This is a genomic window from Nocardia sp. CA-135953 (assembly GCF_050955735.1).
Taxonomy (GTDB): domain Bacteria; phylum Actinomycetota; class Actinomycetes; order Mycobacteriales; family Mycobacteriaceae; genus Nocardia.
Genome location: NZ_CP192082.1, coordinates 191,141 through 205,453, shown reverse-complemented (window position 1 = coordinate 205,453; position 14,313 = coordinate 191,141). Strand labels below are relative to the sequence as shown.

Here is a 14,313-nt window from a genome sequence, read left to right as displayed (position 1 = left end):
TTTCCCAATCCCCGCCCGCGCACAGCGGTCGGCCACCCGACAGCGTCCACCCGCACGCACCGGGTCGCCCAACGGCACGCACTCGCCTACACAGGCCAGTACCACCACCGCCCGCTCCGCGCACCTGCCTAATTCCCGCACAGCACGGCGGTCGGCCACCCGACGGGGTCTACCCGCACGCACCGGGTCGCCCAACGGCACGCACTCGCCCACACAGGCCAGTACCACCACCGCGCGTTCGACCCGCGCGGACCGCCTGCGGCCCGAGCGTGACGGCATGGCGCGCCCCGAAGGTCGCGAAGAATGGCGGCAAGGGTTGGGCCGCGCGTCGCCGGTGCTGCCGCAAGTCGGGGGCTCAGGGCGGGGAATTGTCGGGATTCGTGCGCGGGGAATGGTTGCGGAAAGCGAAGGCTTGACTTAGCTTAGGATAACCTAATTGCACCGCGTGACTAGTATGGAGGCCAGCATGCTGAAGCCGACTGTTGCACCGTCGACCGCTGAGCGGGTTCGGAGTGCGTGCGCCCATGCGGAGCAGGCGGTATTGGCGATGCCGGGTATTGATCCGACGCCGATTTCGGTGCATCACGTCCGGCAATGCGGGGATGCGGTGATCGCGGTGCCGACCGCGTCCATGGCCGCGGTCTTGGCCGGGAATTCGGGTGAGAGCGGTGCGCCGGCGGTGCTGGAGCTGACCGATAATGCGCCGCTGCCGCTGCGGGAGCCGGTGCGGGCGCTGGTGTGGCTGCGCGGGTGGGTGCGCGCGGTGCCGACGCAGGCGCTGCGGGCGCTGGCCACCGAGGTCGCCAAGGATCATCCGCATCCCGACCTGCTCGATGTCGGCCATGGCGCGACCCTGTTGCGCGTGGTGATCAGCGCCGCGGTGGTGGCCGACTCGGCCGGCGCCGAATCCGTCTGCGTCGACGAGCTCCGACTGGCCCAACCGGATCCGTTCTGCGCACTGGAATCCGCCTGGCTGCGGCATATGGATGCCGACCACGCCGACATCATCGCTCAACTCGCCCTCCACCTTCCGCCACGCCTGCAGACCGGCACGGTGCACCCACTGGCCATCGATCGCTACGGCGTGACCCTGCGCATCGAAGGCCACGACGGCGACCACGACTTCCGCCTCCCCTTCAACTCCCCCGCCGACGACGTCGCATCCCTCGGCCGCGCCGTCCGCACCCTCGCAGGCTGCCCCTTCCTGAACGGTCTGCGCCGCATCTGACGCGCCCAGGCCGGGGCCGGATCGGCGCGGGCAATAGATTCGGACGCATGCGTGCTGAGACCGGTGCCGGGGACGAGCCCGAGCTGACCGATCGGGAGCGGCTGGGGATTCGGCTCGAAATCCTGGTCGTGTTGGTGGTGACATTCGGGCTGAGTGGGTTGAATGCGGCGCTGTCGTTGCTCGAGAGTGCGCTGTCGCCGGGCGGGGTGGGCGGGCAGACCGTCGCGCTGAATCCGACGCGGGCGGCGCAATCGACCATCGACCTGCTCTTCCAGCTGCTCAGTGCGTTGCGGCTGGCCGGGTGGGGTGCGCTCGGGCTGTATCTGTTGTGGCGCAGTGGAATAGGGCCGCGGATGATCGGATTGGCCAGGATCCGTTGGCGTTCCGATGTGCTCCCAGGACTGATCCTCGCTGCGGTCATCGGGCTGCCCGGGCTCGGGCTCTACTTGGCCGCGCATGCGCTGGGGTTCAGCGTGACGATCGTGCCGAGTTCGCTGGGTGACCACTGGTGGCGGTTGCCGGCACTCATCGTGTCCGCCTGTGCGAATGCGGCGGCCGAGGAAATCCTGGTTGTGGCCTATCTCATCACCCGACTGCGCAGGCTCGGCTGGGCGGAGAACCGGTCGCTGCTGGCCTCGGCGCTGCTGCGCGGGAGCTATCACCTGTATCAGGGCTTGGGCGGCGGGCTCGGCAATCTGGTCATGGGTGTGATTTTCGGCCGATTCTGGCAGCGCACCAACCGGCTGTGGCCGCTGGTGCTGGCGCACGCGACGATCGACGCGGTCGCCTATATCGGCTATACATTGCTACGCGGTCACGTTTCCTGGTTGCCGTAACACCCGCCGGTCCCCGCGGCGAATTTATCGACGAGCGCTCACTCGAGCGCATTGACTTCCGGCCGCTCGTCAAGCCCCCCGACGGCCCTCGAACAGTAGAGTCTGTGTGATGAACGGCGACGACCCCCAGCGCTACGACCGGACGCGCCGGGAGCCGCAACCTTTCGGAAATCCCGGTGCGCCATCCATGCCGCCGCAGCGGCGCGACCCCCATCCGCCGGGTCGTCGCGGACCCGGTCCGGACCCGAGGCATATCGACCCCACCAAGGTCATCCGCCGCGACGGGTCGAATTATGCACCGCCACTGGCATATTCGCAGGTACCGCCCGAAACGCGGATGCCGCCGCGCAATTCCCGGCCACCCCATGCACCGACGCAGCAGCCGTATCACGAACCCCAGCCTCGCGGTGTTCCCGGCTATGCGCCGCCGCAGCAGCCGGTTCCCTACCAGGACCCGCGGAACCTGCACCCGCGCCGCAAGGAACCCTCGCCGCCGCCGTCCCTGCCGCCGTCGCGCCGCGACCGCGAACCTCGTCCACCACGCCGTCGTCGCAAACGGCACCTGTTCCGCTGGTTCCTCGTGCTGTTGGTGGTGCTGGTCCTCGCGGTGGTCGGCGCCGTCATCAAACTCGACGGTTCGCTCAGCCGGATCGACGCGCTCGCCAACTACTCCGACCGCGTCGGCGATACCCCGGGGACGAACTGGCTGCTCGTCGGCTCCGACGGCCGGGCCGGACTCACGGCCGATCAGGAACAGGAACTCGCCACCGGCGGTGAGGTCGGACCTGAGCGCACCGACACGATCATGCTGGTGCACATTCCGAAATCGGGTGCGACCACGCTGGTCAGCCTGCCGCGCGACTCGTATGTGAGCATTCCGGGCCACGGCAAGGACAAACTCAACGCCGCCTTCGCCTTCGGTGGTGCACCGTTGTTGGTGCAGACCGTCGAAACCGCGACCGGCGTGCACATCGATCACTACGCGCAGATCGGATTCGGCGGCTTCGCCGGCATCGTCGATACACTCGGCGGCATCGATGTCTGCGTGCCCAAGGCCATCGACGATCCGCTCGCGGGCATCAACCTGGCTGCCGGCTGCCAAACCCTGGACGGTCCGCAGGCATTGGGCTTCGTCCGCAGCCGGGCGACCGCCCTCGCGGATATCGACCGGATGAACAACCAGCGCCTGTTCATGGCCGCCCTGCTGAAGAAGGTGACCAGCGCGGGCACGCTGGCCAATCCGTTCACGCTGTGGCCGCTGGCCAGCGATACCGCGAAATCGCTGAAGGTCGACAAAGGCGATCACATCTGGAATCTCGGCCAGCTCGGCTGGGCGATGCGCGGCGATACCGTGGCGACCACCGTCCCGATCGGCGGCTTCACCGATACCGATAGCGGAAATGTATTGCTGTGGGATAAGCAACGTGCGGGTCAATTCTTCGACGACCTCGCGAAGGACCAACCGATCCCGGACGATCTGCTTACGAGGTAGTGTCGGGCCCGTTGCCGACGAGCAATTCATCCAGTGGTTCCTCGAGGAGCAGGTGGAGGAGGTCGCCGGGATGACCACCCTGCTGACCGTCATCGACCGTGCCGCGGGCGATCTGTTCGATGTCGAGGACTTCATCTCGCGCGAGTTGCGCACCACACCGCGCGCCGATATTTCCGCTCCGAGAATGGCCGGTGCTGCCAAGAATTAATTAGGCACCACTGGCCTCGATAAGGCTGCACTTGGATGACACGGCATGACCAGCGCTGAGGTCGCAACTATGTCCAGCCATCCGGAGTTCCTACGCAGCAAATTTCACGGCCTGCTCCACGATCAGATCCGGCACGAATTCGATGCCGAGCATCAATATATCGCGATCGCGGTGTGGTTCGACAATGCGGATCTGCCGCAACTGGCCAAGCATTTCTATGCGCAGGCGGTCGAAGAGCGCAATCACGTGATGATGATCGTGCAGTACTTCCTGGACCGGGATATCAGCGTCGAGCTTTCCGGGATCGACGCCGCGAAATCGCATTTCGAGAATGTACGTGAACCGACCGCGCTGGCCTTCGCGCAGGAAAAGAACGTCACCGAGCAGATCGTCCAATTGGCGAGCACTGCCCGCGAAGAGGGCGATTACCTGGGTGAACAGTTCATGCAGTGGTTCATGAAGGAGCAGATGGAGGAAGCCGCGAATATGACAACCCTGCTCACCATCGCCGATCGTGCCGGGTCGAACCTGTTCGACCTCGAGGATTTCGTCGCTCGTGAAATGAGTGGTCCGAGCGATGCTTCCGGCGCTCCGTCCACTGCGGGCGGCAGCATCTAATTCACGATTCCATAGCGGAATCAGGGCCAGCTCGTAACGACGAGCCGGCCCTGTCGACTTTATGCAGCGCTCAGGGAGCTGAGCAGCGTCTTGAGCAGCGCCAGAATGGCTTCCATGATGGTCCTACTTTCCTCATCTTTCGGTGAGACTTCGCTCACCACCACCAGCTTTCGGGTGATGCAGAGAACCTAACCGAGGTTGATTAGAAAGGAGGGTATTTCACAAAATTCTCGGTAACTTTTTTGAAATCATCGGAGAGTGACCTGACGCGACCGCAGCCCATCCCGGGAACGGCGCTCCTCCGCCGAGAGCGCGGTGTCGTCGGCCAGCGCCGCCGCCAGGCGTTCCCCGAATTCGATCGCCGGTTTGGTCCACTCGCTGGCGTGCGGTTCCGGATCCAGATCGAATACCGGTACCAGCAGGCCGTGCGTGCGGAACGAGCCCGCGAAACGGGAGCCATCGCCGAGATGCAGTCCGCCCGAAGCATGCAGCCGCGCGAGCGCCAGCATCAGATCGTCCTCGTTCTCCGGGCGCACCCAGCGCAGATGCGCCTTATCACCGGCATCGACCCACCAGCCCGCGCCGATCGCATCGGGGCCGAGATCCAGTCGCGCGGACGGCATGATCGCCTGCTTGGCCTGTTCGATGGTCGCGGCGACCTGCTGATCGGGCTGCGCGCCCTCGGGAACCCACCAGTCGAAGTCCTGGTGCACGGTCAGTTCCAGCTGTGCGTCCGCATCGATCACATCGGCCAATCGCGGTCCGCCCTCGGCACTTTCGGCCACGGTCAGCGATTCACCGGGTTCGGCGGACTGTGTCCACAGGATCGCCGCCGCGATATCGGCGGCCGGATCCGAACCCTGGAATTGCACCTGCGTGGCGACGTATCCGATCGGCGGCTCGCCCGCCCGCACCAATCCGGCGACCGCGCCCGGCAATACCGTGGCCAGCACGACGGAACGCTCCGCGGCGATATCGGACGACAGCGACAGCGTCGCGGTCGCCGACGGTACGAATTCGCGCAGCGCGACCAGATCGCACTCCGCGGCCAGCCCTTCGAACGGACGCGCACCGGACTGCGCTGCCTGCAGTTCCAAAGCCGCCCGCCGCTCGGCGAGACGCTGGGCCCGGTTCCCTCCGGGTTTCGGACTATTGCGCTTGCTTTTACCCACGGCAGGTCAAACTACAGTGGCTGTGTTTGATTTGCCGCGCCTGGCGGCGCGGCGTGTTCGCGGCCCCCGGGTGTCTCGCGTCCGAGCCGTCGAGACTCGCGCCTGCGGCGCATGCGCTTCGACGGCTCGGACGCGAGACGGGCCGCGAACGGTCGCTCGTAAAACTCGCTCCGTCGGGGTCACCCGTACAGGTCGTCAGCCTCGGCTATGCGCTCGCCCAGCGGTCACTCGCTCCGTCGGGGTCACCCGTACAGGTCGTCAGCCTCGGCTATGCGCTCGCCCAGCGGTCACTCGCTCCGTCGGGGTCACCCGTACAGGTCGTCAGCCTCGGCTATGCGCTCGCCCAGCGGTCACTCGCTCCGTCGGGGTCACCCGTACAGGTCGTCAGCCTCGGCTATGCGCTCGCCCAGCGGTCACTCGCTCCGTCGGGGTCACCCGTACAGGTCGTCAGCCTCGGCTATGCGCTCGCCCAGCGGTGGAAACCGATTCGACTCAGGCAGCCGCGAGCAGTGCCTTGGTGCGGGCCGGGTGGTTGGTGGCCACCCAGCTGACGCCCAGGTCGGCGCACAGGCGCACATCGTCGGGATCGTCCACCGTCCAGCAGTAGGTGGCGCGGCCCGCGGCGGCAGCCTTGTCGACGAGCTCCGGATGTTCGCGCAGGGTTTTCACCGAGGGACCCACGGCCGTCGCGCCGACCGTTGTCGCGGCGCTGCCGCCCAGGTAGCGCGATGATTCACCGAGCAGGACAGTCGGCAGCAGCGGTGCGGAACGGCGGATCCGCCAGACCGCGGTGGCCGCGAAGGACATGACGACCGCACGGGAGTGATCGGCGGAGGCGGGGGTGGCGATGCCGAAGCGCTGGAGTTCGGCGAGCAGCTTGTTCTCCACCAACGCGCCGTAGCGCACCGGATGCTTGGTCTCGATGAACAGCTTGGTCGGCCTGCTGCGCCAATCGAGTACCAGCTCGATCAATTGACTGAGGGTGAGTACCGATGCGGGTGCGCCGTCGGCCCCGAAGTCGAGTCCCTCGAGTTCGTCCAGGGTCATTTCGCTGACCAGCCCGGTGCCCGACGAGGTCCGGTCTACGGTGCGGTCGTGCACACAGACCAGATGTCCGTCCCTGGTCAGCCGGACATCGCACTCCACGCCATCGGCGCCCTCTTGCAGCGCCAGTTCATACGCGGCGAGCGTATGTTCCGGGAGCGCCGCCGATGATCCCCGGTGCGCGACGACGAACGGTGCGCGACTGCCCTGGCTCACTTGGCCGAGACCTCCTCGAACTCACGGTGCGGTGTACTTGTTTCGAGTGCGACGGGCTGTTTCGCCGCGCCGCCACCGGGCTGCACCGGTTCGATGACGGGCACCGCCGGATCGACGGCGATCACCCACCGGCGCGCAATCCTGGTGTGGCCGAACAGATCCCGGCCCGACATCGACCGCTGCACCCAGAAGGTCAGCACCGCGACCCCGGCCGCGACCAGATCGGTGAACGCGGTGAACAGCACACCGTCCGCCTTGGCCTGCAGGGTATCCGCGGTCCGCCACAGCAGCGCCGCCACTGTGCAGCCCGCGCCGAGCACCCAGCCCACCCACCAGATGCGCACGGCCCGCAGCGTCCGCGGATCCGGACGCACGGCGACCGTCTCGGTGAGAAATACACCGGGCCACAAGAGATTCACCACCGGTATCAGACAGCCGAGTGCGAGCGTCCGGACCAAGCGCGGGTCACGGCGGCCGACCGCGGCGAAGGCGGCCCGACGCGTTTCGATCAACCAGCCGAGCATCGCGATCGCGGTGATCAACCCGAGCGTGAGGCCGACCAATGCCGAAAGCCACACCATGGCATCGGAGATGTGCAGCAGCCAGGACGGAATCAGCCGGGTGCGGTTGCGCAGCAGGATCAGATAGCGCCCGAGTTCGGCGCAGGCGGAGATCGCGAAAACCGCCGCGGTCGCGATGAGTAGCGCACCGGCCCGATTGGTCAGCCGGTCCAGCGGCCGTTGTGGCGCAGGTGCGGACTCGACCGGCGGATCCAGTAGGCCCCAGCGCGGAATCTGCTGGTAGCGCGGCGTTTCCACCGACGGACGCGGCCGACCGGAGCTCGACTTGCGGGTGCGCTGATCGGGACGGCGGGCCACCCAGCGGTAGTTTCGCCGCTCGGCAGGGGCGTCGATGGGCGCAGGTGACAACAGCACGCCACGGCAGCGCGGGCACCAGTGCATCGGCGTCGTCTGCACGGCCCAGCGCGCGCCGCAACGCGCACAAGGTTGTACCACCGTACTCACGGCGCCCCTCTCTTTCCTCAGTAGATCTTCGCCTCGTGATCGCCGTCCGCGACCAATGGTCGACCCACCCGCTGCCATGCCACCATGCCACCGCTGACATCGACCGCGTCGTATCCGATGTGCGCCAGGTACTTGACCACCTCGATGGAGCGGCCGCCCTGGCGGCAGATCACATATAGCTGGGCGTCGTAGTCCAGCTCGTCGACGCGGGCGGGCACGTCTGCCATCGGAATGTGGATCGCCCCGGGCGCATGTCCGAGCTGCCATTCGTCGTCCTCGCGCACGTCGAGCAGAATCGCCGCCGGGGCGTCCGCCGCGACACGCTCGGTCTTGTCGAATTCGTCCGGTACGGCTTCCACCGGCACCGACGACACTTCGGGGCTCGTCACGCTTCGATCCTGCCATGGGTGGCCCACCACCGGGGAGTTCCGGCCCCGCTATGCCGCTGACCCACAGGCACTTCACGGCCTCGACATCGGTACGTTACCTCGGGTATGTTCTGTGCTTCTGGATCCTGTCCGATGCCCCGCTCCGGGGCCGCTTGTGCATATCTCGGTTGTGCATATCTCGGTTGTGCATATCTCGGTTGTGCATATCTCGGTTGTGCATATCTCGGTTGTGCATATCTCGGTTGTGCATATGTCGGTCAAAGTTATCCACATAATCCACAGCTTGATCCACAGGCGCAGCTATCTGACAGCACACCGATCACGGACATCGACTATCCGGCAGCTGTCGATCTACAAGGACTGATGCGCCGAAACCGGATCAAACGGGCGATCCCGAGAGATTTGCTATTGCAGGTCGCGGTACGAACGACCGATCCGAGACTCCCCTCCTTGCCATCCCGGAGCGGTCATTCGCCGCCGCTTCGGGACCTGAGGCTGTGCGGGTCCCGATATCTTCTTGGACGCCGCCGGTCGCGGATCGGTTCCCCAAAAAACCAGAACACCAGCGAATAACTGAAATACCGGGTTCCCGCAGGTGCTGTCGGTAGCCTGGACGCATGAACGTGAGCAGGGGGCTACTCGACGGAATGGAAACAACGGCACTCAACACAGCACTCTCCGAGGCCACATGCCTAGGCGTGGAGGTCGATACAGCGAACGCGCAACTGAGCCTCGACCTGGAAGTTCTGACGCTTCCGGCCGAGGGCCCCGCGCCCGAGGACTATCGCGTGAAGTTGACATTCACCGGTGTCGGTCGAGTCGCGGCCTCACTGCGCGTTCAGGAGTGGGACGACGTGGCGGCCAGGGTGCTGCCGCTACAACTGGACAAACTGGACGCGGCCATCCGCAGCTTCGGCGGCGGCCGGCTGCACGGCTGGGAATTCATCGACGTGGACGAAAGCGGCTGGGTGCACTGGAGTGAACTGCTCAGCTTCGACACCCGGATCGACTCCCACGCCACCACCCACGTCATCGAGTTCTCCCAGGAGGAGGGCATCGACCCGCGCGAACTCGATGTGCGGGTGTGGTTCGACGACATGACGATTCGCGATGCCGATGGCGCCGAAATCCCGCTGAAAGAGTTCATCGCGGGCGGGGTGCGCTGGTGGAAAGCGCATGACGCGGGCGATCCGCGGACCCTGCGCGCCGGAATCGTGCCGCAACTGTAGTCAGGCACCTCGAACCGCACACCCGGTCATCGGGTGTGCGGTTCTGTTTTCAGGCACCCAGTCCGACCGGACAGCTGACGCCGGTGGCGTGCACGGGGCAGTAGCCGCCGGGGTTCTTGGCCAGATACTGCTGGTGGTAGCTCTCGGCGTAGAAGAACTCGGGCAGCGCCCGCAGCGGATCCGTGCCGCCCTGTCCCGGCAGTTCGGTGATCTGCGTGGTGATCTCGCCGTAGCCCGCTACAGCGAGGCGCTCACCGAAGGTCTGCGCGGTGCTGTGTGCGAGCCGCGCCTGCGCCGCGTCGACGGTGAAGAGCGCCGAGCGGTACTGGGTGCCGCGATCGTTGCCCTGCCGCATGCCCTGCGTCGGATCATGGTTCTCCCAGAATTGGCGCAGCACACCGGCGTAGTCGATGACGTTCGGATCGAAGACGATCAGCACCGCCTCGGCATGGCCGGTGCGCCCACTGCAGACCTCTTCGTAGGTCGGGTTGCGGGTATAGCCCCCGACGTACCCGACCGCGGTCGTGAAGACACCGTCGAGTTGCCAGAACTCCTGTTCCGCACCCCAGAAACAGCCCATGGCCACCACCGCGACCTGCAGACCCTCCGGGAACGGCGGATGGATCGGCCGACCGTTCACATAATGGATATCCCGGACCGGTATCGGGTCGGGACTACCGGGCAGCGCTTGCTCCGGCGTAACCATCACCGGCTCGGGAAGACGGACCCGTCCGACTAGTTCGTCGTACCAGGACATGGTGCTCATCCGCCTCTCCGCGATTCAGGCCCACGAGTCGAGTGCCGCACGGCCTGAATCTCAGGTCCTGCGTGGGGTGCCCAGCCGACTTTCGGACGTGCCCGGCCGAGTTACCCATGTATTCACGAAATCAGTCGTACCGTCAGTTGTCCAGCGCACTGCGCGGGTTGCCCCGGCGGAATGTGGGGGCGAGGGGCGCGGTTGCAAACGAGCGGGTGTACGAATGATGGTTGAGTGCGTTCGAGACGGCGGGCGCACCCGGCCCGACATTAGGAAGGGACATCGTGGCTGAGTACACGTTGCCAGATCTGGATTATGACTACAGCGCCCTGGAGCCCCATATCTCCGGGCAGATCAACGAGATTCATCATTCCAAGCACCACGCTGCCTATGTCGCCGGCGTCAACACCGCGCTGGAGAAGCTCGAGGCCGCACGCGAGGCGGGCGACCATGGCGCGATCTTCCTGAACGAGAAGAACCTGGCCTTCCACCTGGGCGGGCACATCAACCACTCGATCTGGTGGAAGAACCTCTCCCCCAACGGTGGTGACAAGCCGACCGGCGAGCTGGCCGCCGCGATCGACGACCAGTTCGGTTCGTTCGACAAGTTCCGCGCGCAGTTCACCGCAGCGGCCAACGGCCTGCAGGGCTCCGGCTGGGCGGTGCTCGGCTATGACACCCTCGGCCAGAAGCTGCTGACCTTCCAGCTCTACGACCAGCAGGCCAACGTGCCGCCGGGCATCATCCCGCTGCTGCAGGTCGACATGTGGGAGCACGCCTTCTACCTGCAGTACAAGAACGTCAAGGCGGACTACGTGACCGCGTTCTGGAACGTCGTCAATTGGGAGGACGTGCAGGAGCGCTTTGCGCGCGCCGTCGGCCAGGCCAAGGGCCTCATCTTCGGCTGAGCTTTCCACCTGCGAGCCCGCGAACCGACCGGTTCGCGGGCTCGTTGCGTTCGTCGTGTCCGATTAGCACTCTTTGGTACTTGTGTGCCAACTGAGTTTTGGCGCATCCTCGAGAATCCACAGTTCGAAGACGGGCAAAGCCGCCCCCGGTTCGATCACGGGAGGCATCATGCATACGAACGGACCCATCGGCATCACGCCGTTCCAGGCCCGCGGATCGCTGCGGGGATTCGTCATCTCCGGACGTTGGCCCGACACCACCAACGAATGGGCGCAGGTACTCGTGCTCGCCGTGCGGGTGGCCTCGTATCCGGGCCTGCTGACCACCTCGACCGTCTTCGGTGTGCGCGAGGAGCTACCGGACGATCCGGCGCCGGGCACCGTCGGGCTGGTCCTTGCCGAGGGACCGGTGCTCGGCGACCAGGCACTGGAACCCGGCCGGTTCGCCGATCATGTGCCGCCGGCGCTGTTGATGTTGCACCCGCCCTCGGAAACCCGGCCGTCGCTGCCGGAATGCGTCGGCGTGGCATCGGGCTGTGTGCTCCTGCCCGGCGTTCCGCATCTGGGATTGGAGCATCGGGCCGCGTGGGCGGAGGCCGAATCCGACGGCACCGTCACCTCTTTGGTGAGCCGGGTCGGACTGGATCCGATCAGCGATCCGGATACCGCGGTGCTGGCCATGCTCCTGGCCGCGTGAACCCATCAGCCCGCTGCGCCGAGCGAGCCGATGCAATCGGACGGCATCCTCGGGTCGAGCTGTCCGGTGCTGAGCAAACCCAGGTAGCAGGTCGCGACCGGTGTGCGCTGATTGCCAAGGGCTAGCTCACTTCTGGATAAGCGTGTGCTGCCGGATCAGTCAGGACACCCGAAACTCGATAGTTGGATCACCAAACTTATTGTGCGCATTGAAATTTCGATTACAACGGCTTGGCGTGAGTATGGCTGCGGGGGTACAGTCGACGACAGCGAAGGGGAGTAGCCCGCAATCGCGCTGTCGACATACTGGTCCGCCGCCCACGAGGGCGCGGACCCGGCCGCGTGAACCGGTATAGATCCGGTGGGCGAGACCTTCGGCCGAGACAACCATTTCGTTGTCGGCCGGAGGCGTAACCCGATCTCCCGGCCGGCAGGCCGGAGCCCGGGAGTGCAGACCACATGATCGCGACGATATCGCTCAGCGTCGGAATCGTCTTTCTCGCCGAGTTGGGTGACAAGTCCCAGCTGATGGCATTGACGTTCGCGCTGCGCTACCGCTGGTGGGTGGTGCTCGGCGGCATTGCGAGCGCGAGTGCGGCGGTGCATCTGATCTCGGTCGGTGTCGGCTATTTCGTCGGTGCCGCGCTGTCCACCCGGGCAATCGCACTGGTTGCCGCGCTCACCTTCCTGGCCGTCGGCCTGTGGACCCTGCGCGAACATTTCGGCAGCGATGATGCCCAGGCCGAACCCAAGCCGCCGCGTTCGACGACCGCGCCGTTCCTCGTGGTTCTCTCGGCCTTCCTGCTCGCCGAACTCGGCGACCGGACCATGTTCGCCACCGCGGCCCTGGCCACCGACAACAGCTGGATCGGCGTCTGGATCGGCTCCACCATCGGCATGGTCGCCGCCGACGCGCTCGCCATCGCCGCAGGCATCCTGGTCGGCAAACATCTCCCGGAACATGTCATCGGCATCTGTTCCGGCCTGCTGTTCCTCTACTTCGGCACCGCGAGCCTGCTCGCCGCCGCCCGCCCCGACCTAGGCATACTCACCGGCGGCGCACTCGCCACCCTCGCCCCCGCCACCGCAGGCGTTGCCCTGCTGATTCGATCGCGGCGCGCACACCGAATTTCAGAACGCACCCCGCTGGCCGAGCCCGCCGAAGAGATGCGCTGACCGGGCACTGCGGCTACTCGGCCACAGGCAGCCAGCCCTTATAGGAGAAGTGTCAGGCACGGCACCGCGCCGAAGCGGATCGACATCCAGGCAAGCGGTGTCCACGCTGCTTGCCTTGGGACATCATCGGCCCAGGCTGCATGCCGCCGAGCGCCGCTCGTATCGGTCAGTCCGCTGCAGCTAGGCCCGTACTTCCGACCGACGCAGCATCGCCTCGCCGTCCAGACCACCGCTACCGCGCAGCTCGGCATACGTCCCGAACGACCCGGCACCAGAAGCCGACAGATGCACTCAACGGTCACGCCCTGGGCTAGGCGGTCTCGACTCGCTCGCCCATGGACGTCATCGGCCCGAACCGCATGCCGTCGAGTGGGCCAACCGTGCACCGTCGTCCTGCTGCCGCTCAGGCGCGTACTTCCGACCGACGCAGCATCGCCTCGCCGTCCAGACCACCGCTACCGCGCAGTTCGGCACACGTCCCGAACGACCCGGCACCAGAAGCCGACAGATGCACTCGGTCACGCTTTGGGCTAGCGGTCTCGACTCGCTTGCCCTTGGACATCATCGGCCCGAGCCACACGCCGCCGAGCGCCGCAAGTGGGCCAACCGTGCACCGTCGTCCTGCTGCCGCTCAGGCGCGTACTTCCGACCGACGCAGCATCGCCTCGCCGTACAGATCACCGCTGCGGCGCACCAGGTCGAGTAGGGGTTGGCGCAGTGCTCGGAGGCCGGGGAGGTCGTCGACGGCTATGCGGGCGGTGACCATGGCGCTGACGGCGGCGGCGAGGGTTTGGCAGGCGAAGCGCTGTTGGTCGGTGCGGGCGTCGAGGACGTCGGCGATCATGGCGACGAATGATTCCTGCAATTGAGCGCGGCGGGCGACCGCCTTCGAACCCACCGCGTAGACCTCGACGAGGTAGAGGCGGGCGTATGCGGGCTCGGCGATGAGCCCGTCGAAGTAGGCCTCGAGGATGCGGCCCATCCGATCGGGATCGGCCGGGTCGGCGGCATCCCGCGGATCACCGCTCATCGCATTCGCGATATTCGCGATCAGCAGTTCGACGGCCCGCTCGTGGGCGGCTTCGAAACAATCCTCCTTGGAACGGAATTGCTCGTAGAAGGTCTCCCGCGAAACCCCGGCCCGCTTCAGGATGACCGCGACCGAGGTCCCGACGTATCCGTTCTCGACCATGGCCTCGGCCATCGCGCTCAGGATCCGCTCGCGCTGCGAGGCGATCACCTCCTCCCGCGGCAGGCCGTGACGCCCCCGTGGGAGTTGGCGTGCGCTGCTTGCGGATTCGGTCATTCAGTGGCTCCGA

At 66.1% G+C, this 14,313-nt stretch carries 15 protein-coding genes; 9 read left to right on the top strand and 6 right to left on the bottom strand.

What is annotated here, in order from left to right:
* The first annotated feature begins 466 nt into the window (after positions 1-466).
* The 5 genes from ACQPXH_RS00900 (at position 467) to ACQPXH_RS00880 (ending at position 4,382) form a co-directional block, all read left to right on the top strand.
* A complete protein-coding gene (locus ACQPXH_RS00900; protein WP_433600457.1) occupies positions 467-1,228 on the top strand; it encodes a DUF2470 domain-containing protein in 762 nt (253 codons plus the stop codon).
* Positions 1,229-1,275: 47 nt separating this feature from the next.
* The gene (locus tag ACQPXH_RS00895; protein ID WP_433600456.1) at positions 1,276-2,064 is read left to right on the top strand and encodes a CPBP family intramembrane glutamic endopeptidase; all 789 of its coding nucleotides are present in this window, start codon (positions 1,276-1,278) and stop codon (positions 2,062-2,064) included.
* Positions 2,065-2,173: 109 nt separating this feature from the next.
* A complete protein-coding gene (locus ACQPXH_RS00890; RefSeq protein ID WP_433600455.1) occupies positions 2,174-3,556 on the top strand; it encodes an LCP family protein in 1,383 nt (460 codons plus the stop codon).
* 70 nt (positions 3,557-3,626) lie between these two features.
* Positions 3,627-3,764 carry a hypothetical protein gene (locus ACQPXH_RS00885; protein ID WP_433600454.1) on the top strand — a complete coding sequence of 46 codons (138 nt, stop codon included), beginning with the start codon at positions 3,627-3,629 and terminating at the stop codon, positions 3,762-3,764.
* 69 nt (positions 3,765-3,833) lie between these two features.
* Entirely contained in the window at positions 3,834-4,382 is a 549-nt protein-coding gene (locus ACQPXH_RS00880; protein ID WP_433603686.1) for a ferritin, read from the top strand.
* Between the two features lie 248 nt (positions 4,383-4,630).
* Here ACQPXH_RS00880 and ACQPXH_RS00875 read toward each other — a convergent pair whose 3' ends face one another.
* From ACQPXH_RS00875 to ACQPXH_RS00860, 4 genes are all read right to left on the bottom strand, one after another.
* On the bottom strand, positions 4,631-5,554 hold the full coding sequence (locus ACQPXH_RS00875) for a DUF5926 family protein (RefSeq protein WP_433600453.1): 924 nt from the start codon (positions 5,552-5,554) through the stop codon (positions 4,631-4,633).
* 492 nt (positions 5,555-6,046) lie between these two features.
* Complete coding sequence (locus ACQPXH_RS00870; protein ID WP_433600452.1) at positions 6,047-6,814, bottom strand: glycerophosphodiester phosphodiesterase; 768 nt, start codon at positions 6,812-6,814, stop codon at positions 6,047-6,049.
* The gene (locus ACQPXH_RS00865; protein ID WP_433600451.1) at positions 6,811-7,839 is read right to left on the bottom strand and encodes a DUF4328 domain-containing protein; all 1,029 of its coding nucleotides are present in this window, start codon (positions 7,837-7,839) and stop codon (positions 6,811-6,813) included. Before ACQPXH_RS00865 ends, ACQPXH_RS00870 begins: the two co-directional genes overlap by 4 nt.
* 17 nt (positions 7,840-7,856) lie before the next feature.
* Complete coding sequence (locus ACQPXH_RS00860; protein ID WP_433600450.1) at positions 7,857-8,228, bottom strand: rhodanese-like domain-containing protein; 372 nt, start codon at positions 8,226-8,228, stop codon at positions 7,857-7,859.
* A 617-nt stretch (positions 8,229-8,845) separates the two neighbouring features.
* Between ACQPXH_RS00860 and ACQPXH_RS00855 the strand changes: the two genes are divergently transcribed.
* Positions 8,846-9,457: a hypothetical protein gene (locus ACQPXH_RS00855; RefSeq protein WP_433600449.1), complete on the top strand. Its 612-nt coding sequence runs from the start codon at positions 8,846-8,848 to the stop codon at positions 9,455-9,457.
* Positions 9,458-9,506: 49 nt separating this feature from the next.
* On the opposite strand, the gene msrA is transcribed toward ACQPXH_RS00855, so the two are convergent.
* Positions 9,507-10,214 carry a peptide-methionine (S)-S-oxide reductase MsrA gene (msrA, locus tag ACQPXH_RS00850; protein WP_433603685.1) on the bottom strand — a complete coding sequence of 236 codons (708 nt, stop codon included), beginning with the start codon at positions 10,212-10,214 and terminating at the stop codon, positions 9,507-9,509.
* Between the two features lie 284 nt (positions 10,215-10,498).
* Between msrA and ACQPXH_RS00845 the strand changes: the two genes are divergently transcribed.
* The 3 genes from ACQPXH_RS00845 (at position 10,499) to ACQPXH_RS00835 (ending at position 12,994) form a co-directional block, all read left to right on the top strand.
* On the top strand, positions 10,499-11,122 hold the full coding sequence (locus tag ACQPXH_RS00845; RefSeq protein ID WP_433603684.1) for a superoxide dismutase: 624 nt from the start codon (positions 10,499-10,501) through the stop codon (positions 11,120-11,122).
* A 169-nt stretch (positions 11,123-11,291) separates the two neighbouring features.
* Complete coding sequence (locus tag ACQPXH_RS00840) at positions 11,292-11,819, top strand: peptidase (protein WP_433600448.1); 528 nt, start codon at positions 11,292-11,294, stop codon at positions 11,817-11,819.
* A 458-nt stretch (positions 11,820-12,277) separates the two neighbouring features.
* Positions 12,278-12,994: a TMEM165/GDT1 family protein gene (locus ACQPXH_RS00835; protein WP_433600447.1), complete on the top strand. Its 717-nt coding sequence runs from the start codon at positions 12,278-12,280 to the stop codon at positions 12,992-12,994.
* Positions 12,995-13,625: 631 nt separating this feature from the next.
* On the opposite strand, the gene ACQPXH_RS00830 is transcribed toward ACQPXH_RS00835, so the two are convergent.
* Positions 13,626-14,300, bottom strand: a complete 675-nt coding sequence (locus ACQPXH_RS00830; protein ID WP_433600446.1) for a TetR/AcrR family transcriptional regulator — start codon at positions 14,298-14,300, stop codon at positions 13,626-13,628.
* Between the last annotated feature and the right edge of the window lie 13 nt (positions 14,301-14,313).